Annotated in this window: 17 protein-coding genes and 1 tRNA gene; 10 read left to right on the top strand and 8 right to left on the bottom strand. The window is 41.9% G+C overall.

The features are described from left to right. Nucleotides 1–21: 21 nt before the first annotated feature. On the top strand, nt 22–1038 hold the full coding sequence (locus tag AACX33_RS22910) for a ribose-phosphate pyrophosphokinase (protein ID WP_193998658.1): 1017 nt from the start codon (nt 22–24) through the stop codon (nt 1036–1038). Nucleotides 1039–1122: 84 nt separating this feature from the next. Here the strand turns inward: AACX33_RS22910 and AACX33_RS22905 are convergent, their stop codons facing one another. The 3 genes from AACX33_RS22905 to AACX33_RS22895 all read right to left on the bottom strand — a co-directional run bounded on the left by AACX33_RS22905 (nt 1123) and on the right by AACX33_RS22895 (nt 2693). After that, complete coding sequence (locus tag AACX33_RS22905) at nt 1123–1695, bottom strand: HD domain-containing protein (protein WP_193998659.1); 573 nt, start codon at nt 1693–1695, stop codon at nt 1123–1125. Nucleotides 1696–1987: 292 nt separating this feature from the next. Further along, nucleotides 1988–2362 (bottom strand): helix-turn-helix domain-containing transcriptional regulator, encoded by a 375-nt coding sequence (locus AACX33_RS22900; protein ID WP_193998660.1) that lies wholly within the window; start codon nt 2360–2362, stop codon nt 1988–1990. Further along, nucleotides 2349–2693, bottom strand: a complete 345-nt coding sequence (locus AACX33_RS22895) for a type II toxin-antitoxin system RelE/ParE family toxin (RefSeq protein ID WP_193998661.1) — start codon at nt 2691–2693, stop codon at nt 2349–2351. The genes AACX33_RS22900 and AACX33_RS22895 overlap by 14 nt, the downstream gene beginning before the upstream one ends. A gap of 315 nt (nt 2694–3008) precedes the next feature. Here AACX33_RS22895 and typA point away from each other — a divergent pair, with 315 nt between their 5' ends. Continuing rightward, nucleotides 3009–4799 (top strand): translational GTPase TypA, encoded by a 1791-nt coding sequence (gene typA, locus AACX33_RS22890; RefSeq protein ID WP_193998662.1) that lies wholly within the window; start codon nt 3009–3011, stop codon nt 4797–4799. A 138-nt stretch (nt 4800–4937) separates the two neighbouring features. Here typA and AACX33_RS22885 read toward each other — a convergent pair whose 3' ends face one another. After that, on the bottom strand, nt 4938–5756 hold the full coding sequence (locus AACX33_RS22885; RefSeq protein WP_193998663.1) for a type 1 glutamine amidotransferase: 819 nt from the start codon (nt 5754–5756) through the stop codon (nt 4938–4940). Nucleotides 5757–6123: 367 nt separating this feature from the next. Between AACX33_RS22885 and AACX33_RS22880 the strand changes: the two genes are divergently transcribed. Then, nucleotides 6124–6903, top strand: coding sequence for a hypothetical protein (locus AACX33_RS22880; protein WP_193998664.1), 780 nt, complete (start codon nt 6124–6126; stop codon nt 6901–6903). A gap of 84 nt (nt 6904–6987) precedes the next feature. On the opposite strand, the gene AACX33_RS22875 is transcribed toward AACX33_RS22880, so the two are convergent. Then, complete coding sequence (locus tag AACX33_RS22875; protein WP_193998665.1) at nt 6988–8325, bottom strand: MurT ligase domain-containing protein; 1338 nt, start codon at nt 8323–8325, stop codon at nt 6988–6990. 225 nt (nt 8326–8550) lie between these two features. Between AACX33_RS22875 and AACX33_RS22870 the strand changes: the two genes are divergently transcribed. The 3 genes from AACX33_RS22870 (at nt 8551) to AACX33_RS22860 (ending at nt 10035) form a co-directional block, all read left to right on the top strand. After that, nucleotides 8551–9138, top strand: coding sequence for a thylakoid membrane photosystem I accumulation factor (locus AACX33_RS22870; RefSeq protein ID WP_193998666.1), 588 nt, complete (start codon nt 8551–8553; stop codon nt 9136–9138). Between the two features lie 147 nt (nt 9139–9285). Further along, the gene (locus AACX33_RS22865; protein ID WP_193998667.1) at nt 9286–9894 is read left to right on the top strand and encodes a hypothetical protein; all 609 of its coding nucleotides are present in this window, start codon (nt 9286–9288) and stop codon (nt 9892–9894) included. Nucleotides 9895–9963: 69 nt separating this feature from the next. Next, a tRNA-Lys gene (locus tag AACX33_RS22860) sits at nt 9964–10035 on the top strand. Between the two features lie 44 nt (nt 10036–10079). Here AACX33_RS22860 and AACX33_RS22855 read toward each other — a convergent pair. Continuing rightward, on the bottom strand, nt 10080–11627 hold the full coding sequence (locus AACX33_RS22855; RefSeq protein WP_193998668.1) for an NAD(P)H-hydrate dehydratase: 1548 nt from the start codon (nt 11625–11627) through the stop codon (nt 10080–10082). Between the two features lie 62 nt (nt 11628–11689). Continuing rightward, nucleotides 11690–12475, bottom strand: a complete 786-nt coding sequence (locus AACX33_RS22850) for a hypothetical protein (RefSeq protein WP_227789271.1) — start codon at nt 12473–12475, stop codon at nt 11690–11692. A 271-nt stretch (nt 12476–12746) separates the two neighbouring features. Here AACX33_RS22850 and AACX33_RS22845 point away from each other — a divergent pair, with 271 nt between their 5' ends. Together AACX33_RS22845 and AACX33_RS22840 are read left to right on the top strand one after the other, a co-directional pair. Beyond that, nucleotides 12747–13277, top strand: coding sequence for a COP23 domain-containing protein (locus tag AACX33_RS22845; protein ID WP_193998669.1), 531 nt, complete (start codon nt 12747–12749; stop codon nt 13275–13277). 36 nt (nt 13278–13313) lie between these two features. Next, nucleotides 13314–14198 carry a S1 family peptidase gene (locus AACX33_RS22840; RefSeq protein WP_193998670.1) on the top strand — a complete coding sequence of 295 codons (885 nt, stop codon included), beginning with the start codon at nt 13314–13316 and terminating at the stop codon, nt 14196–14198. 127 nt (nt 14199–14325) lie between these two features. Here the strand turns inward: AACX33_RS22840 and AACX33_RS22835 are convergent, their stop codons facing one another. Further along, nucleotides 14326–16050 carry a serine/threonine-protein kinase gene (locus AACX33_RS22835; RefSeq protein ID WP_193998671.1) on the bottom strand — a complete coding sequence of 575 codons (1725 nt, stop codon included), beginning with the start codon at nt 16048–16050 and terminating at the stop codon, nt 14326–14328. A gap of 370 nt (nt 16051–16420) precedes the next feature. On the opposite strand from AACX33_RS22835, the gene AACX33_RS22830 reads away from it, so the two are divergent. Continuing rightward, on the top strand, nt 16421–18319 hold the full coding sequence (locus AACX33_RS22830; RefSeq protein ID WP_339407187.1) for a tetratricopeptide repeat protein: 1899 nt from the start codon (nt 16421–16423) through the stop codon (nt 18317–18319). A gap of 275 nt (nt 18320–18594) precedes the next feature. Continuing rightward, nucleotides 18595–19650, top strand: a complete 1056-nt coding sequence (mnmA, locus tag AACX33_RS22825) for a tRNA 2-thiouridine(34) synthase MnmA (protein ID WP_193998672.1) — start codon at nt 18595–18597, stop codon at nt 19648–19650. Nucleotides 19651–19738 lie beyond the last annotated feature (88 nt).

Genomic DNA, 19738 nt, shown 5'->3' with positions numbered 1-19738 from the left:
ATATCTAATGATAATATTGCCATGAATGCACATCGAGGTTCTGCTGTGCTGAGTTCTGCAAGTTTAAAGGTGCAACCAGCTGCCACAGGAGTGACGGAAAATCATCGCCTGCGGCTATTTTCTGGCTCTGCCAATGTACCACTGTCTCAAGAAGTCGCTCGTTACCTGGGTATGGACTTGGGGCCAATGATTCGCAAAAGGTTCGCGGATGGAGAACTATACGTTCAAATTCAAGAATCAATTCGGGGTTGTGATGTTTATTTAATCCAACCAACTTGTCAACCTGTTAATGACCACTTGATGGAATTGCTGATTATGGTTGATGCTTGTCGTCGGGCTTCTGCACGACAGGTAACCGCAGTAATTCCCTACTATGGCTATGCTCGCGCTGACCGCAAAACGGCAGGACGAGAGTCAATTACAGCCAAATTGGTGGCTAACCTGATTGCGAAAGCCGGAGCTAGTAGGGTTTTGGCTATGGATTTGCACTCGGCGCAAATTCAAGGCTATTTTGACATACCTTTTGATCATGTTTACGGTTCGCCAGTAATTTTCGATTATCTGGCTAGTAAACAACTTTCTGATGTTGTAGTTGTTTCTCCCGATGTTGGTGGTGTAGCACGCGCTAGAGCATTTGCGAAAAAGCTCAATGATGCGCCCTTGGCTATTATCGATAAACGTCGTCAGGCTCATAATGTGGCTGAAGTCATGAATGTCATCGGCGATGTGAAGGGCAAAACAGCCATTTTGGTGGATGACATGATTGATACTGGCGGCACAATTAGCGAAGGCGCACGGTTGCTGCGTCAAGAAGGTGCAAGTCAGGTATATGCCTGTGCAACTCATGCTGTTTTTTCGCCACCTGCAAAGGAGCGTTTGTCAAGTGGCTTGTTTGAGGAAGTTATCGTTACTAACACGATTCCCATCCCAGAACACAATCGCTTTCCAGAATTAGTAGTGCTTTCTGTCGCTAATCTTTTAGGGGAAACCATCTGGCGGATTCACGAAGATACTTCAGTAAGTAGTATGTTCCGCTAGCAAAGACAATACTGTTTTTGTAGTTACAATTTGGTATCAAAAAATGATGAAGTATGAAGTATGGATTTTTTCCGCCTTCAGCCTTCATTTTTTATTAGCCGTTTGTCGTTCGATTTCTGTCACCACTCGTTCTAATTCTTCAACTAGGGGAGTATTTCCAGCCTTGGTAAAGGCATCCACCAGCGCCCGATAATACCAAAGAGTTCCTTCTCTACCACCTTGAAAGCGATCCCAAAGTGATTCGCCTAAGACGCGATAATCTTTGAGAATTGATTGGGCATTGTAAAGTTTATCGGCTACTGATACTAGTAATACTGAGGGTGAGGCTGTGGCAATGTGAGCAATATAAGCTTTTTTGCGCTGTCTCCAAGGTGGTTTGGGTGTGGTGTCGGCATCCGTACAACCATCGACAATGGCTGTGACATTTTCTCCAAAGCGGCGGCGGATTTCGGCTCGTGTGGCATCTCCTCCTTGGTCTTCTATGGCATCATGTAATAGAGCTGCGATCGCTTCGTCTTCATTGGCTCCATATTCTAAAGCAATACTGGCTGCACCTAATAAGTGGGCAATGTAGGGGACTCCTGATCCTTTACGCACTTGTTGGGCGTGGAGTTGGGTGGCATAAGTTAGGGCTGCGGTGAAGCGTTCTGTGAGCATTTTTTTATTATGCGCTGGTGTTGAGGTCTATTTTAAAACGAACCGCCAAGGCGCATTCGCGAAGCGTCTCCCCTTGGGAGAAGGACGCAAAGGAAGAAATGAAGATTATAGCGAGTATACCTACTAAAATGAAGGTGTCATTCCATCTGACATCATCATGAACAATATACAGAATAGTTATTCTAAAGATAGGAACATTCCTATATTAAAACTTACTAAACTTTTATTTGAGAGTGATTGGCAGTATTGGTGATGCTATGATTTAGTTTTTCATTAATAAGCTGTAGTGCATCTAAATTTTATATTTTCGACGAGTCTGAGAGCCTGTTTGTGAGGGTTTCATCTGGAAATGTTTAATTTGTCTCAGCTTAGAATCAGGTAGTTTCAAACCCAAGGTATTTAGCCAATCACTAAAGTTATTAATTGGTTGGCTTTCGGGTTGTGAGAGCAATGTATCTATTTTTTTTATATATAATTTTAGCTGTTCTGGAGTCATATTTGGTTCACCAAGAGCCTTAGCTACATCGCTTAGTGCAAGTTTTAATAATTCAGGATCTGGTTTTTCTTCTTCTGCCAATTCTAAGTGAGTTTCGAGATAGACAGTAGCATAATCTCGATCTTTGAGGCGTGAAATTAAATAATCATGGTAACTATCACTGGTGGGCATTTTCTCGTCTCCTATAGTCTTGCAAATACTCTATCGCTTTATGAATATCTTGGTTTTGGGTGCTTTTATCTCCGCCACACAAAATGAGTATAATTATTGCGCCAATTTCTGCAAAATAAATTCGGTAGCCGGGTCCAAAATCTATCTTTAGTTCAGAGACACCTTGCCCAACTGAGCGATAATCTCCTAAATTACCAAGACTGACTCGGTTGAGTCTTTTATCAATGATAGATTTGGCTTTTTTATCTCTAAGTGCGTCAAGCCACTCAGCAAAGGGAACTCTACCGTCACTGGTAATGTAACGCCGAATATCTTTTGGTTCAACTACCATTATTTTGATTTTAGGCGATCGCGTCTGTCGTCTAAATGGTTATATTTTGTTGTCATTGACTGATTTTACGATTTCCAGTCTCAAGGCGATCGCTATTCGTCAGTCGTGTAAATTGTCACACGTTTATCGTCAACCTGCTCAAAAAAATTATTTATTTCTAGATAGCTGGGAAAAAACCCCCCGGAATTGTGTAGATTACGCTAGAATTGTTAAAGGTTCTTTACAGAATTTGCTAATCATAAACAATTCTGTTAATGCAACTCAGCATTTAAAATTGAATCTGAAAACCCCCTCTTGAGTTCACTAAAAGCTCCTATGACGCTCCCAATTCGCAACGTCGCCATTATCGCCCACGTTGACCACGGCAAAACTACCCTGGTTGATGCGCTCCTCAAACAATCTGGTATTTTCCGAGAAGGTGAAGACGTTCCGGATTGTGTCATGGATTCCAACACCCTAGAACGGGAGCGGGGTATTACAATTCTCTCGAAAAATACAGCCGTTCGTTACAAAGAAACGCTGATCAATATTGTTGATACCCCAGGACACGCTGACTTCGGTGGCGAAGTCGAACGGGTACTAGGAATGGTTGATGGTTGTCTGTTAATTGTCGATGCTAACGAAGGCCCTATGCCTCAGACGCGCTTTGTTTTGAAGAAAGCTCTGGAAAAAGGATTGCGCCCCATCGTCGTCATCAACAAAATTGATCGCGGCCAAACTGACCCGCACGTTGCTGTTGATAAGGTTTTGGATCTGTTCCTGGAATTAGGCGCAGATGAAGACCAGTGTGATTTTAAATACCTGTTTGCTTCCGGTATGTCCGGTTTCGCCAAGGAAAGCTTGGAAGCAGAATCGGTAGATATGCAGCCCCTGTTTAATGCGATTCTGCAACACGTTCCACCTCCTGTGGGCGACATCAACAAGCCTTTGCAATTGCAAGTCACCACCCTAGATTATTCTGAATATCTGGGACGGATTGTAATTGGTAGAATCCACAACGGTACTATCCGGGCTGGACAACAAGCGGCTTTGGTAACAGAAGATGGTACAATTGTCAAGTCCAGAATTACCAAATTGATGGGATTTGAAGGACTGAAGCGGGTGGACATGGAAGAAGCCACCGCCGGATATATCGTTGCTGTGGCTGGTTTCGCTGATGCTTATATTGGGGAAACGATTACTGACCCCAACGAACCCCAAGCTTTACCACTAATTAAGGTGGATGAACCAACTTTACAAATGACCTTCTGGGTAAATGATTCACCCTTTGCTGGTCAAGAAGGTAAACTGGTAACATCAAGACAAGTACGCGATCGCCTTTTCCGTGAATTAGAAACTAACGTCGCCCTCCGAGTCGAAGAAACTGACTCTCCCGATAAATTCCTCGTTTGTGGTCGGGGTGAATTACACCTGGGTATCTTAATTGAAACCATGCGCCGAGAAGGTTTCGAGTTCCAAGTATCTCAACCACAGGTAATTTACCGCGAAATCAACGGTCAACCTTGCGAACCTTTTGAACTTCTCGCGTTGGATACTCCCGAAGACGGCGTTGGTAGTTGTATTGAACGCCTGGGACAACGCAAAGGCGAAATGCAAGATATGCAAGTGATTGGGAATGGACGCACTCTATTAGAGTTTATTATTCCCGCCCGTGGTTTGATTGGTTTCCGGGGTGAATTTATGCGGATGACTCGTGGTGAAGGTATCATGAACCACAGTTTCCATGATTATCGTCCCCTCTCTGGTGATATTGAAGCCCGGAACAAAGGCGTTCTCATTGCTTTTGAAGAAGGTGTTTCGACTTTCTACGCGATGAAAAACTCGGAAGATAGAGGATCATTCTTTATCACTCCAGGTACTAAAGTGTATAAAGGCATGATTATTGGAGAACATAATCGTCCTCAAGATTTGGAATTGAATGTCTGTAAGACGAAGCAGCTAACCAATCACCGCGCTTCTGGTGGTGAAGAATTGGTACAATTGCAAACACCAATAGACATGAGTTTAGAACGGGCTTTGGAATATATCGGTCCTGATGAGTTGGTGGAAGTTACACCTGACTCGATTCGTTTACGGAAAGTGGCGAAGAAGTTCGCTAAACGGTAAGAACCCCACCCCAGCCCCTCCCCGCAAGCGAGGAGGGGAGTTTTTTTGCTAACCTCTGTGTTTATCTGGGGACAAAATTTTCCTAAATAGAAGAACCTCACCCTCAACACCTTGCTAAGGAGAGGGGAGTTTTTTTTGCTAAACTTTGGCTGTGGCGGGATTTGGTAAACTGACTTTTAACCGCTTGAACATTGCCGATCGCGCTTGTAAAGCTAGACTATCATCTAAGGGAGATAAGGCGATCGCTTGCTGATACTTTAGCCGCAACGCCGTTTGAATCAACCAGTCGGCGACAAAGGGATTTTTGGGTAATAGCGGACCGTGGGAATAAGTGGCGATCGCATTCTGATAAAATGCTCCTTCAGTACCATCTTCACCATTATTACCCAAACCATAGACTACACGCCCCAAGGCTTCCACATTACCTAACTTGGTGCGTCCACCGTGATTTTCAAAACCGACTAAATAAGGTTTACTTCCCGTCATCTCTTCTAGTTCCCGCGCTAGACGAGAAGCTGTAACTTCAATTACCAAGTTACCAATACAGCGCTTAGTATTTTCACCAGGATGCACAGAGACTAAATCGAGGATTCCTAAACCTTCAATGCGTTGTCCCAAAGCAGGTTCATAATATTTTCCCAGCAGTTGGGGAGAACCACAGGTAAAAACTCCTGGTGTACCATTTTCGATTTTATTACGCATAGCATCAGCTTTCGCGCCTTGCAAATCACGCATGACAATTTCTTGCTGACGGTCTTGTGCGCCACCACCAACTATAATATCTACAGCTTTAATATCCGTATCTGTGGCATTTTGATCCAGTGCTACCACCTTGACATTATACCCCCGCCACTGGGCGCGACGTTCGATAGTAATCACATTTCCGCGATCGCCATAGGTACTCATCAGCGTGGGATATAGCCAACCAATAATTAATTCTAAATTTTCCGAACTCATAAAACCTCACGAATAACTAATAATTTTTATCAACCTATACTGTAATTATCCGGTGTATATCTAGAACAGGAAGAGGAATTTTACTTGTTTTTGTTATACATCCGACAATTGGCTAAAGTATTATACTCTGCAACCATCTGGAAGTGTGAAATCAGCATAGTTCATCTCTCAGAATTTCGTATTTTATGTAACAGTTTTTTTGCCACATTGTTACGAGAGTTACAAAGTATTGATTATTCATTTAATTTACACAATTTAAATCGCCATAAAACTTACTTCAAAAATATTTATCAAATTTTAATTTTTAATTATTAAAAGTCGAGTATTGTAATTAAATGCTGATTTTAAGTCTAAACGGAGATTATTTATGCAAGTTATTGAAGCTCCTAATATTGCCGTAATTGCTTCGGAAAATGCGGTTCCTATTTCTGAATTACCTCCTATATGGCAAGATATAGCCGCAGGAGTAGCAAATGTAGGACTAGATAAACCACAGATTTATGTGGAAATGGCGCAGTTGTTCCAATATAAACTGGCGCAGGGTGATGTAGACTTATTTAGTGAACGTCCAGAATTAGCCCATCTCAAATCGGCATTTTGTCAGGTATTTGGACAACTAGGTTATGAAACCTTAGAATTTTATGGACATGATTTTTTGATTGATAGCTATCCGAATTTTTCCCAAATTCTTCGAGATGTGGAATCAAAGGGAAGAGAATATGCAGATGAGGTAAAAGTCGCTCTCATTGGGATGGATCTTTTTAATGAGTTTGGATATGAACTACCTGCTAGTTTTTATCATGTACATCTAGCCCCAATTTATCGAGATCATGTATTTGAAGAACGCGCTTTACGTTTTGATAAACGAGATATAGTACATAAACGTTCTTGGGATGCTGTGTTACACGCCGGAAAAGTTTTTGCTATCCAAATGAAGGTACAAAGCATCGCTTCTAAATACGGTTTTACCTATCATCACGGTTGCGGTTGTAATTCTCATCTATCTTCTATTGATACATCTGAGGGAGAATTTAATTATGAAATCAGTCCCGAAAAATATCAAAGATGGCTCAGAAGTTTTATTTGGACTGCTTGGTATGAATATGCTTTCTTTCCTATAGTTCCGAATACGAGTTATTTGGTATAAGGAACCTCACCCCCAACCCCTCTCCTTAGTAAGGAGAGGGGAGAATTTAACACAATAAAATTTGCAATTTTCTCCGACATCCGCTTAAAGAATTTTCCTACCTGTGAGAACTTCTCGTACTTCTAGCATGGCTGAATAGGTAGGCAAAATGTGGAGAGTTTCATTGTCTGGGGTATGCTTTAATGCAGTAGCGATCGCCTGACGCAAATCCTCTTCTACAATTAAATTGAGCTTACTCTGACCGGAATTTTCACTATAGCGCAGACGTAACGCCAGATCATAGACGCGATCGCCACTTACAACTAAAGTTCCGCCCCGTTGGACTAACTTCTCTGTATCTACGTCCCAAATCCATGATACATCCGTACCATCAGGCGTGCGATCGTTTAAAACCAAAAGTGTGGTTGTATCGCTGCTTTCAGTGACTACGCGAATGGTTTCATTCGTCCCCACCGGATTTTTGGATAACAAAATCCGCACCCGCTTATTATTAATTACCAAATCCTCAGCCCGACCAAAAGCAGCTTGAAAATTGTTAACTGCATCTCGAATTATCGCTTCCTCAACGCCTAACTCTTGCGCCGCAGTCACAGCCGCTAAAGTATTATATTTGTTATATAAACCCACCAAAATTTGTGACCATTCGCTGCTTTCTAGCGTCGGTTTACTTTTGCTAAAACCACACTGGGGACAAGTAAAATCTCCTAAATGGGATAAATACACACCTTGATAATCGAGAGAGTGACCACAACTAGGACAATAAATCGAATCCACAGCGTGAGGAATGGCTTCCAGATAGTGTTCTGGTTCATTCATCCCAAAGAATAATACCTTTTGGGGTAGCTGCTGACCGAGATAAGATAAAGTCGGGTCGTCAGCATTGGGAATTACTACTGTTTCTAGTGGGAGGGTAGAAATTACCTTTGTCCAGCGCTTACTAATGCTGTCTACTTCCCCATATCTATCCAATTGGTCACGGAATAAGTTTAAACAAAGGATAATTCTCGGCTGGAGAGGCTTTAAAACTTTCGGTACAATATTCTCATCTACTTCCAGAATGGCGTAATCAACGTTCAGCGTCCCCAGCAAGGTAGTATTTTCTATCAACGCAGTCATCAAGCCATTTTCCAGGTTTGCGCCTGTAGAGTTATGGGCGATACGATAACCTTGGCGTTCTAAGATTGTGCATAAAAGCAGCGCTGTGGTAGTTTTCCCATTAGTCCCAGCAATGAGAATCACCCCGTTTTTGACTTGCTGACTCAATAATTCCAACAATCGGGGTTCAATACGACGCGCAATTGAGCCTGGTAATACACTAGCAGCACCGAGACGCAGCGATCGCACTATAAACGTCACACTTTTTGCCACTGACACCGCGAAACCAAGTCGCAGCCTATCTATGAGTTTAATTTTTTTTCCCACATCCGTACCCTAATCTTCTGGCGGTTCCTAATTTATAGTCTTTAATTTACAAATTTAATCTAGCTAGTCCCTACTCCCTACTCTCCACTCCCCATTTTCCAGATAAATATCATCCCAGTAAGCGTTATCTTAAAAAATAGTGCGTGGGTGTAATTATATATCCAGCCCAGTTGGCCGACTTCAGCGCAAACTGATGAAAATTAATAGCTTGCAAGGTTCTCTTTGATGAAAAGCATAAAGTTTCTTTTTTTACATAAAACAATTGCTGACTGGCGGCGAAGGCTGTCTCAATGCCTATTGTTGCTTGCTTGTCTATTGATGATAAATATACAACCTGCACTGGCTGGTATTGAAGATGATCTGTACGATGGTAACATTTTCGTGATTTATGCTGGCAATGGTTCGCTGGTTCCACCCAGACAGACTTTAGCAAAAGCTTTAGAAGAACATAAGCCTGTATATTTGGCGTTTTATGTCGATGACAGCAGTGATTGCAAAAAATACGCCATTTCGATTTCACAGGTACAGGAATTCTACGGTCGAGCCGCAGAGATTATCCCCATAGATGTGGATACCATCCCTGTTAAACAAACCTATGAACCCACTGAACCAGGATACTATTATTCTGGGGCTGTTCCTCAAGTTGTGGTCTTTGATAAATCAGGTCAGGTAGTTTTAAATAAAACTGGCCAAGTACCTTACGAAGAAATAGACGATAAATTCCGGGAAGCGTTTGATTTATTACCGCGCACCAAATCTTTGCCGTTGCAGCGACGTTCATTCAACGAATTTAGTAGTGAATTAGCCGAATAACTTTGAGGGTAGACCAAATTGGTCTGCCCTAACTTTTAGTTTCTTCTGATACTGCATTCCCCCAGAGTAAAAGCGATAATATGAAAATTAATTACAAATGACAAATGACTAATGACTAATGACTAATCATTACTAGAGTGTGTTGTGATGTCAAAGGTTTATAATAGCGAGGAGCTAATCCAAATTTTGGCAGATGAACGCCAAGCTTGCCTGAAGGGAAAACGCCTAAAATTAGAGGTGACCGTTTCTGGTAATCCTGTAATTGACCAGTTTATCAAAACTGATGGGCTGCAAAAGTTCACCGCCTATCAAGATTTTAAAGCTGCCATTCACGATTATCAAAGAGAAAATCAAGTATCAGGTATTATCTGGCGAGAGATGACTGTGAAGGGTAAAACCTTACACTATCCAGAAGTCGATACCGAATTAATTGCCCTCAGCCGAGACTTGGAAATCATTCAAGCTACTAAAACTACCATATTGGAATTTTGGTATGAAGTCACGGCGGGGATGGATTTGTACTTGAGTTTTAACAACAATAAACAACACCAACAAATTCTCCAGCCTGATGTGGAGAGAATTGCTCAAATCACCGAATGGGCAAGTTTGTGGAAGTGGGAAAATTCTAACTTTCTGGAAATGATTTTGCAGCTAGGATGGGGTAAACCAGAAGAAGCTCGTTACAAACGCGGAAGACCGCAATCGGGTAGTGAGCAAATTCACGCTGTAAATCCCGGAAATCATCCCATTGGTTAAACATCATATATTCTTTGCTTCCTAGCTTGCACATTCAACAGAAATATGATATAGTGATTTCCTGTGCTTGGGTGACTAGCTCAATGGTAGAGCATCAGACTCTTAATCTGCTGGTTCTGAGTTCGAGTCTCAGGTCACCCACTACGTTTCAGCCTCTGTTAACTTTTATGTTGACTAGATTTTGACTAGATATTGCCTAGATTACTGATCACTTTCATTAGATATTGTGTCAAGGTAAAGGCATCTACACCTAATTCTGTGCGTTCTTGGGCTGCTAAAATCCCGGCTTGAGAATGCCACCAAGCCGCAGTGGCTACAATATCCTCTACAGGAATTTCTTTCGTGGCTGCTTGTGCCAATAATCCCCCAATTAACCCTGTCAACACGTCGCCACTACCACCACGGGCTAAGGCTGGGGTACTTTCAGGATTAATCCAAATTGCACCTTGGGAGTTAGCGATCGCAGTTCTTGCCCCTTTTAATAAAACTACAGCCCCACTTTGTGCTGCTGCTTCTTTTACTGCTTTTACCCTGTCGTGCTTGGGGTCGGCAATATCGGGGAATAATCGCTGAAATTCACCTGTGTGGGGTGTCAGAATTGTTGGCGCTTGGCGCTTTTGTAATGTGGGGATGGTTCCCATGTATGCCAAGATATTCAATCCATCCGCATCGAGGACTAAGGAAACTTCGCCCGAAATTACCTCTTGGACAATGGGGGTAGCATCTAATGTTAAACCAGGGCCACAGGCGATCGCACTAAAGGAACTCAAATCAGTGTTTTCTGGTAATTGCAGATGTGCGATCGCTCCAGTTTCCGTCTCTGGACAACCTATAATTAAAGCTTCGGGTAAATGCGACACCAAAAGAGGTTTCATAGATTCTGGCACAGCAATTGAAAGCATTCCCACACCACTAGCACGCGCACCCAAAGCCGTTAAAATCGCCCCCCCGGCATAGCGACGGGAACCACAAATCAGCAGTAAATGACCTTCCTTATATTTGTGGGTGACTGGGGGACGAGGTAAAGGTAAAGTTGACTGTGCTGTGGCTGGGGTAATGCGTTTAATTCTGGGTGCATCCCCTAAAACAGCTTGCACATCAGCTAAAGGAATATCAAAATCGATTAACTCAGCTTTGCCGATATAATCTAAAGCTTGGTCTTGCAAAAAAGCCAACTTCCATAAACCCAGACAAAATGTGTGAGTCGCCCGAATAGCTGTGCCTAAGACTTCACCTGTATCAGTGTGTATACCAGATGGGACATCGATGCTCAAAATCGGCTTATGCCATTGATTGAGACGATTAATTGCCAAAGCTATGGCATCAGTAATTGGTCTTTCTAAACCAAAACCAAACAACCCATCAATCAAAAAATCACAATCAGGCAATTGCTCAACTTCTTGATAATATGGGATACCTAAACTCTGGGCATATTGTAAATGCTGCGAAGTTAACTCCTTCAGCTTGCTAAAAGGAGAATATATCCACACCTCATACCCGCGAAAGTATAATTCACGGGCGACAACCAAAGCATCACCACCATTATGACCAGGGCCAACTAAAATCCCGACACGAGATCCCCTCACCTGCTGAATACGAAGAGCAATTAATCCCGCCACCTTTTCCATTAAAGCCGCAACAGGCATTCCGGCGGCAAAGATGCGTTCTTCAATCTCCCGCATTTGCCCAGCAGTGACTACGACTTGTGAAACTTGTTCTGGCCTATCTTGCATCAGTCCTGAGTCCTCAGATGCGAGTACATCAATTGGAGTTTTGAACTCCTCATTCTTAACTTTTACCTGCCGTAATAGACCCTGGCGTTACCATATCCTAATTCTCGCAGATATTTGTTCCATAGCTCTGCATCTTTCCGTGTTGTAAAAGGCCCGACGGCGACGTGTGACCCTAGTGGTTGTTGTCTTTCCTGTACGACACCATACTGTCCACTAGTGCGCCTGATATTGTCTGCAATAAAAGGTAACTCTCTGACATCGCCAGGAATCACAGCATAATAGCTAGACTCCTGTGTCTGATTGGGGATAGTTGGCGTTGGTTGTTGTCCGGGAGTTACAAAACCAGTTTCCTGTCCATCACTAAAGTTAACGATGCGGGCATTGTTGATGCCGTATGACTGTAGTTCTCTGATTCGATTTTCAGCATTCATTAGTTGAGTAAAAATTCCTGACTGAATTACAGAACGTCCTTGGTACTGACGTATATAAGCGGTAGGTTCAATCCGGCGGACTTGCTGCAAAATCTGGGAATTACTACTATCAACGTAGACTAAATAACGCTGAAAATTCTGGTTATATTGATTAACCTGTATTGGTTGGTAGGGCTGAAAATTCTGGTTATATTGATTAACCTGTCCTGGTTGATAGGGCTGATAGTTTTGCTGATACCGATTAAATTCCACGGCTGGCATTGGTTGAACATTGGGTAGTGGCGGTAAACGCTGAACAACCGTGTTATTGACCCATGTTTGTGCTGGACTACTTTGGGGAATCAGCGCCAAACAGGTTCCCAAGAACAAAGGCATGATCCCAAAGGCAGTAGATTTACCTGATATGTGACTGTACATAGTAGTAACAAAATTTCTATTCGCAGATGTCTGTTGGCAAAATCATTGTATTTGATACACCATATATTAGTAAAATTTCGTTCCTCACCAACATAAATCTTCCAATATTTCATTTCTACAACAAAAAATCAGCACAAAAACTTTAATGTATTTTCACTTAAAACAAGTTATCATAATGTATAATTGTATAGTGTAGCTATTTTCAAATAACATCAATAAATATATCTAAACTCTTAGATAGCAAAGCTTAAACAGAATCAATAACGGGCTTATGAAACTAAACCTACGATTACAAATACTTTTAGGGTTATCCATCGCTCCCATTTTGGCATTAGTATTGCATCAGCCCGGCTATGCACAACAAAAATACAGGTGTAATCTCAGAGGTAAAAACCCGACCACCGAGGTTCGCACAAGGCGCGGCTGGGAACCGATGCTACTTTGGGAGAGTAACTTTTTTGATGCTACAATTTCTAAGCAAGAACGCTGTCGAATAGTTAGTAATAGATTACAGGGATACGACGATCACAAAATGATCCCCTATCTCACATCAAGAAGAAACGTGAATGGGTATCCTGTGCTGTGTATTCTGGATAGAGTAAGTAAACAATGCTCACAAAAAGATGTTGTTGTGACTCTCATACCACGTACTGATCCTGGAGTGGTTTTGACACAGGTCAGATATTTTCGGCGGGGTGCTGCTGGTGCAAGAGGTGTGTCCTTGAGTGGTAGTAACACTGTATTCTATAGAGATGGCAATTTTTACGTTAACCTGAATCAACTTTTAGAAGAAGATAATTAAGACAGTAGTTCACAAAAAGTTGAGTCTCACTTCTAAATGATTCGCAAATGTCTACTGTCGGGACTTCATTCTGCACTGCTAATCTTAACTTCTCTGGGAGGAATAGCCATTTATTTCCCAACATCAGAACTAGTCACAGTCCCGTTACCATACCCCAGTCTGGTTTCAGGTGCAGCAGTTAAGCCAGTAGCAAAAGCAATTACTGTAAAAATTATCTCTAAAGGTTTTTTAGGAACAGGAACGCTGATTAATAAACGAGATAAAATTTATACTGTCATCACTAATGACCATGTGTTAACCGCTTCTGAACCAACTTATGAAATTCAAACCCCCGATGGTCGCATTTATTTGGCTGAAGTTTCGCAAGTAGTCAAATTTGGCGATGATGATTTAGGTTTATTACAGTTTACCACGGATCAAGTTTATCAAATTGCTGCTGTGAGCAATTCGTCGGCGTTAACGGTAGGGGATGAAGTTTTTGCTAGTGGTTTTACTGGGGAAGCGCAAGATATAATTTTTACTCATGGTCATGTATCCTTATTACTTGACAAGTCTCTAGAGGGAGGCTATCAACTGGGATACACCAATGATATTCATAAAGGTATGAGTGGTGGTCCGATTTTCAATATCCAAGGTGAGGTGGTGGGTATTAATGGTTTACACAATGAACCTTTGTGGGACGCGCCTGATTTATACGCCGATGGTTCCCTACCTTGTCAACCTTTGCAGGAGATGATTACTGCTTCTAGTTGGGCTATACCTATAGAAAAAGTAGCACAACTTGCTCCTAATTTTGTGCAACTTAAATTGCCTCAATTATTTATATTATCTTTAGAGTCCAAGAAGCATATTGATTATACAGCTTTGCAAATGCGGGTGAAAGCGGCGACGGCTAAAAGTTGTACTTTGCTTCGACAATAGAAATATATTTTGGTAGGTTGGGTTGAACAAAGTCCACAAGCAGCAACAATATTCAGGAAAAAACGAACCACAGAGGCGCAGAGTACACAGAGAAATCAGGGTTTGAGAGGTTTTTGCGTAAGTTCTATTAACTATCCTCGTTAATTTCAAAGGAATTAATCATTTTTTCCACTACAGGCCAGAACTTATTATATTTTTTGTCTGGGGCTTGATAAATAATATAGTAGGCTTTTTTATGAAAGAGAGTTCCACGTTCTAATATCTTTAGTGTACATCTATCTTCTTTACGGGTACTGGTAATTTCATAAGCATCATAATCTTTACCTACTCTGCTGAGTTGGTTGGCTGTTAATAATTTATTGGATTTGTCACGTTCTATGGTGTCAGAAACTATTTTGGTATATTCTTCCCTGGTTAAAGCTTTACCTAAATCAGCAATATTCACACTCACTTCTAAAGCACAGGTTTTTTCTTGGGATTGATTTTTGGGCGAAAATATCACTTTCTCTTGTTCGTCTGCTGGTGCAGTTGTGGGTGTCCAGTTTTCAGAATAGTTAATGCTAAAACCCATGTTGGTTTGATTGTCAATATAGGTTTTGGTTAAATTTTCTGGTTGGGAGCCATTCAATAAATAGGTCATAGTAAAAGCAATACCAGAACTAATACCAGAAACAGTTAAGATTGCGGCTACTATAGCAATGACTAAAACTGGCTTTGATTGGGTATTTTGATGAGCCAAAGTTTGATGATTTGTTGAAGTCGGGTTAGGTGCAACAGATATTGTGTATAATTCTGGTAAGGTTGATAGTATATTAATGAAATTAGCTAATTTTTTTTGACAAAATAAGGCAAACTTTGGTGGTTTGAAAGGTTGAATATTATTTTGCGGTTCGCCAATCATCAAAGTAGGAACGTTCAAAGGCTGATGGTTAGGGATTCTTTGTACAGGAATACTCTGTATTCTGGCTTTGATTTTTCTTAATTCGTCTAATGCATCTTTGGCTGTGCGGTAACGTGTTTGTTGCCAATCTGGATGTACCATTTTGTCAATGACATCAGCTAGTTCGCTGTTGACATTTGGGGCTGAGTTTCGCCAGACTATTTGACCGTCATCTTCTGTAATAATGCCATTGGCATGAGGTGAATTAGGCAGAAAACCTGTTAAGGCTTGAATACCAATTATACCTACAGCATAGACATCGGTGTTGAAGCTAACTTCACCAGTTTTGCGTTCTATTGGCATATATGGTAATGTCCCAACAACAATACTGGGTTGATTTTTTTGATGCAATGTCATGTCTTTGACTGTGCCGAAGTCAACTAATACAAGTTTTTGGTCTCTTTCCCTTCTAATTAAATTTTCTGGTGTGATATCTCGGTGAACTAACTTTTGAGTTTGTAGGAAGACCAAAATTTCTAAAATGTCATGGAGGATTTCCCAAACCTGACTACTTGATAATGGCAAGGTGGGCGGTAATTCTGAACTCAGTTCTTGACCTTCTATATATTCTTCAACTAAATAAAACTCCTTTTTGACTATTAGTGCCAGCTTACGTTTGATGACAAAGTAATCTTTTAATTTGGGAATTTGGGGATGATTTAATTTATTGAGATGATTTGCTTCTCTTTCAAATAATTTCTTGAGTTCTTGGAAATCGACTCGATTCAAGTTTTGTTTGTCCTGGTTAGGCTTGAGCAATTTAACCACGCATTTTTGATTGTGGTTATCTAAATCTTCCGCTAAATAGGTTTGACCAAAGCCACCCCGACCTATTTCTGCTTTGATTTCATAGCGTCCTTTTTGTCCTGGGAGGATTTGACCAATTAAGTTTTTTTGGATAAAGGGTAGCATAAGTATTCAAATGTTAAATGTTATTGATTAAGGAGTTTATAGTTGGTTCTATATGGAGGGCGGGCAAGATGCCTACCCCACAAGAGTTAGGACATTAAGAGGTGTATTTCATTTACCTGCAAGGTTCTGTATGTTACAAAATATAGATAGTGATAAATAGTTCTTTTCTCACTATACCTGTAAGAGGTTGTTTTAAAAGTGATCGGCTGTGATTTTAGGCACGTATGATCCCCCCTAGCCCCCCTTAAAAAGGGGGGAAAGGTCATCTAAGTCCGGGGATTTAGGGGGATCTAAAATGTTTTGCTACCGATAATAGGACTTTTAAAACAACCTGTAAGTATTTATTTAGACCAGTTTTATTATTAAGGATATGATGAAACTTACTTATTTTTTGCCCGTAGGTTTGCTGGCTGCGGCTGTGGTGATGATACAACCTCAGAGTTTGGCGGCGTTAACTGCACAGGAGGTTGATGCTATTGCTAAGGAAATTACGGTTCGCATTGATGGCCAGGATGATGCTAGTAGTGGTTCTGGGATTATTATTGAACGCAATGGCGATAATTACTTGGTGCTGACGAACTGGCACGTTGTGGAAGGTAAGGGTGATTACACAATTTATCCTCGTGAGGGTAGGGCTAGGCGATACACTGTTAAATCTAGTCAGGTGCAACGCTTACCAGGGGTAGATTTGGCTGTATTGGTGTTTAACAGCAGCACAAATTATCAAACGGCATCTATAGGAAATGCTAATCAGTTGCAAAATGGGATGAAACTACGCATTACTGGGTTTCCTGTACAGGGACCAACCATTAGGGAACGCACCTATATATCTTTGTCTGGAGAAATGTCTGGGAGGTTATCAAAACCGCATGATGGTTATGAGTTGATTTCTTCTGTTTCAGCCCTATCAGGCATGAGTGGGGGGCCAATACTGAATGAAAATGGGGAAGTGGTGGGGGTAACTGGACTGGGAGAAGTTGATGCGAGAACGCGTAATGTGAGTTTGGGGTTAGGGATTCCCATTAATACTTATCAGAGGTTGGCAGCAAATATCAAAACTTTGCTACCGCAAAATGCTAGTCCCCCAACTGAGAACTTTTTTAATATCGGTTTTGCTAAGTCTGAAAAAGGAGACCACCGAGGGGCAATTGTGGCTTACACTGAAGCAATTCGCCTCAATCCCAACTATGCCGATGCCTACTACAACCGGGGAGTTGTCCGTAATAAATCGGGAGATAAACAGGGGGCAATCACTGATTACAATCAAGCTATCGGGATTAATCCCAACCATGCCCTAGCCTACAACAACCGGGGATTTGCCCGTTATGAATTGGGAGATAAACAGGGGGCAATCACTGATTATAATCAAGCTATCGGGATTAATCCTAACCATGCCCTAGCCTACAACAACCGGGGATTTGCCCGTTCTGAATTGGGAGATAAACAGGGGGCAATCACTGATTACAATCAAGCCATCCTGCTTGATCCCAACCTTGCCCTAGCCTACAACAACCGGGGAGTTTTCCGTTCTGAATCGGGAGATAAACAGGGGGCAATCACTGATTACAATCAAGCCATCCTGCTTGATCCCAACCTTGCCCTAGCCTACCACAACCGGGGAAATGCCCGTTCTGCATTAGGAGATAAACAGGGGGCAATCAATGATTACAATCAAGCCATCCGGATTAATCCCAACCTTGCCCCAACCTATTATGGACTGGGATATGCCCGTTCTGCATTAGGAGATAAACAGGGGGCAATCACTGATTACAATCAAGCCATCCTGCTTGATCCCAACCTTGCCGTAGCCTATGTTGGACTGGGAAATGCCCGTTCTGCATTAGGAGATAAACAGGGGGCAATCACTGATTACAATCAAGCTATCAAAATTAATCCCAACTATGCCGATGCCTACCACAACCGGGGACTTGCCCGTTATGAATCGGGAGAGAAACAGGGGGCAATCAATGATTACAATCAAGCTATCAAAATTAATCCCAACTATGCCGATGCCTACCACAACCGGGGAGTTGCCCGTTATAAATCGGGAGAGAAACAGGGAGCAATCACTGATTACAATCAAGCGATCAAAATTAATCCCAACTTTGCCTTAGCCTATCATGGACGGGGAAATGCCCGTTCTGCATTAGGAGATAAGCGGGGAGCAATTTCAGATTTACAGCAAGCTGTCAAACTCTATCAGCAACAAGGTGGAAATCAGGAATGGTCTCAAAAGGCACTTGAAACAATAAGAAAACTTCAGGAATAATTAGAGATCATCAAATACTTTAAGTTATGCAAGTGGCAATAAATACATTAAAAAAAGTATAAAATCTACCTTTGGTTAACCAAGAAACTGAAGTGCTTGACTAGCAAGGCTTTGAAGATGTATGTGCTACAATTAGAGAGTTGCGAAACTGTTGTGTTGCTTTGATTGCATAAAAGTCCAGGTAACAAGTAAAGTTAATATTTTGCCATCAAGCTGCTGAGGATAAATTTTTATCCCTATCAGTGGCAGCCAATAGCTTAAGAAAATTTAAGTATATGAAAAAAGTCGTCGTTGGTCTTTCTGGTGGTGTTGACAGTTCCACCGCCGCAGCTATTCTGCATCATCAGGGCTATGAAGTTATTGGTTTGACCCTTTGGCTAATGAAAGGTAAGGGTCAATGTTGCTCTGAAGGAATGATCGACGCGGCTGATATCTGTGAACAGTTGGGTGTTCCCCATGAGGTTGTGGATATTCGTGAGGTGTTTCAAACCCAGATTGTCGATTTTCTGGTGACTGGTTACAGCGCTGGAATCACACCTCTGCCTTGTTCTCAGTGTAATAAGACGGTGAAGTTTGGGCCTATGGTGCAGTATGCTCGTGAAAAGTTAGACTGCGATCGCATTGCTACTGGTCACTATGCTCAAATTAACTATGATGAAGTGACTGGACGCTACCAGTTATTAAGGGCTGTTGACCGGAACAAAGACCAGTCTTATTTTCTGTATGACTTGTCTCAAGATTTACTAGGCGCAACAGTATTTCCTCTAGGAGAACTCGAAAAAGCCGACACTCGCCGCATTGCTGCTGAATACGGGCTAACCACGGCAAATAAGCCAGAAAGTCAAGATTTGTGTTTAGTGGAAAGCAACGGTTCCATGCGGGCATTTCTGGATAAATATCTTGCGCCCAAACCGGGGGATATTGTGGATGTGGCTGGGAAAATTTTGGGTCAACATGATGGTGTCCATCACTACACCATTGGACAGCGCAAAGGTTTGGGAATTGCGGCGGCTGAACCCCTGTATGTGATTGAATTAGATGCAGTGAATAATAAAGTGGTTGTAGGCGATCGCACAAAGGTAACTCAACCAGAATGCACAGTAAATCAAGTAAATTGGGTTTCTATCGCTGAACCATCCACACCGATTCGCGCCGAAGTGCAAATTCGTTATCGTTCTCACCCCACACCAGTGACGGTGATTCCTCTGGAAAATTCCCGTGTGCGGTTGGTGTTTGATGAACCCCAAGTCAGCATCACCCCTGGACAAGCTGCTGTCTGGTACGACGGTGACAAAGTTTTGGGTGGCGGGGTTATTGAACAATTTAGTTAAGCAGAATCCCTACCTCTACCCGCAATAGAGGAGGGTTTTTTGATTTTTCAAGCAAATTATAGCGTTTCCCACTTTAATGCAGTACAAG

The sequence above is a fragment of the Nodularia sp. LEGE 04288 genome (genome assembly GCF_963896525.1).
Lineage (GTDB): Bacteria > Cyanobacteriota > Cyanobacteriia > Cyanobacteriales > Nostocaceae > Nodularia.
This window is presented reverse-complemented; position numbering and strand designations above follow the sequence as displayed.

What these genes read in the sequence shown, in the direction of transcription:
- AACX33_RS22845 (WP_193998669.1), top strand. Translation starts at nt 12,747, where the DNA reads ATGAAACTAAACCTACGATTACAAATACTTTTAGGGTTATCCATCGCT.
- AACX33_RS22830 (WP_339407187.1), top strand. Translation starts at nt 16,421, where the DNA reads ATGATGAAACTTACTTATTTTTTGCCCGTAGGTTTGCTGGCTGCGGCT.
- AACX33_RS22870 (WP_193998666.1), top strand. Translation starts at nt 8,551, where the DNA reads ATGAAAAGCATAAAGTTTCTTTTTTTACATAAAACAATTGCTGACTGG.
- AACX33_RS22835 (WP_193998671.1), bottom strand. Translation starts at nt 16,050, where the DNA reads ATGCTACCCTTTATCCAAAAAAACTTAATTGGTCAAATCCTCCCAGGA.
- AACX33_RS22840 (WP_193998670.1), top strand. Translation starts at nt 13,314, where the DNA reads ATGATTCGCAAATGTCTACTGTCGGGACTTCATTCTGCACTGCTAATC.
- AACX33_RS22865 (WP_193998667.1), top strand. Translation starts at nt 9,286, where the DNA reads ATGTCAAAGGTTTATAATAGCGAGGAGCTAATCCAAATTTTGGCAGAT.
- AACX33_RS22905 (WP_193998659.1), bottom strand. Translation starts at nt 1,695, where the DNA reads ATGCTCACAGAACGCTTCACCGCAGCCCTAACTTATGCCACCCAACTC.
- AACX33_RS22910 (WP_193998658.1), top strand. Translation starts at nt 22, where the DNA reads ATGAATGCACATCGAGGTTCTGCTGTGCTGAGTTCTGCAAGTTTAAAG.
- AACX33_RS22850 (WP_227789271.1), bottom strand. Translation starts at nt 12,475, where the DNA reads ATGTACAGTCACATATCAGGTAAATCTACTGCCTTTGGGATCATGCCT.
- AACX33_RS22885 (WP_193998663.1), bottom strand. Translation starts at nt 5,756, where the DNA reads ATGAGTTCGGAAAATTTAGAATTAATTATTGGTTGGCTATATCCCACG.
- AACX33_RS22855 (WP_193998668.1), bottom strand. Translation starts at nt 11,627, where the DNA reads ATGCAAGATAGGCCAGAACAAGTTTCACAAGTCGTAGTCACTGCTGGG.
- AACX33_RS22895 (WP_193998661.1), bottom strand. Translation starts at nt 2,693, where the DNA reads ATGGTAGTTGAACCAAAAGATATTCGGCGTTACATTACCAGTGACGGT.
- AACX33_RS22900 (WP_193998660.1), bottom strand. Translation starts at nt 2,362, where the DNA reads ATGCCCACCAGTGATAGTTACCATGATTATTTAATTTCACGCCTCAAA.
- AACX33_RS22880 (WP_193998664.1), top strand. Translation starts at nt 6,124, where the DNA reads ATGCAAGTTATTGAAGCTCCTAATATTGCCGTAATTGCTTCGGAAAAT.
- mnmA (WP_193998672.1), top strand. Translation starts at nt 18,595, where the DNA reads ATGAAAAAAGTCGTCGTTGGTCTTTCTGGTGGTGTTGACAGTTCCACC.
- typA (WP_193998662.1), top strand. Translation starts at nt 3,009, where the DNA reads ATGACGCTCCCAATTCGCAACGTCGCCATTATCGCCCACGTTGACCAC.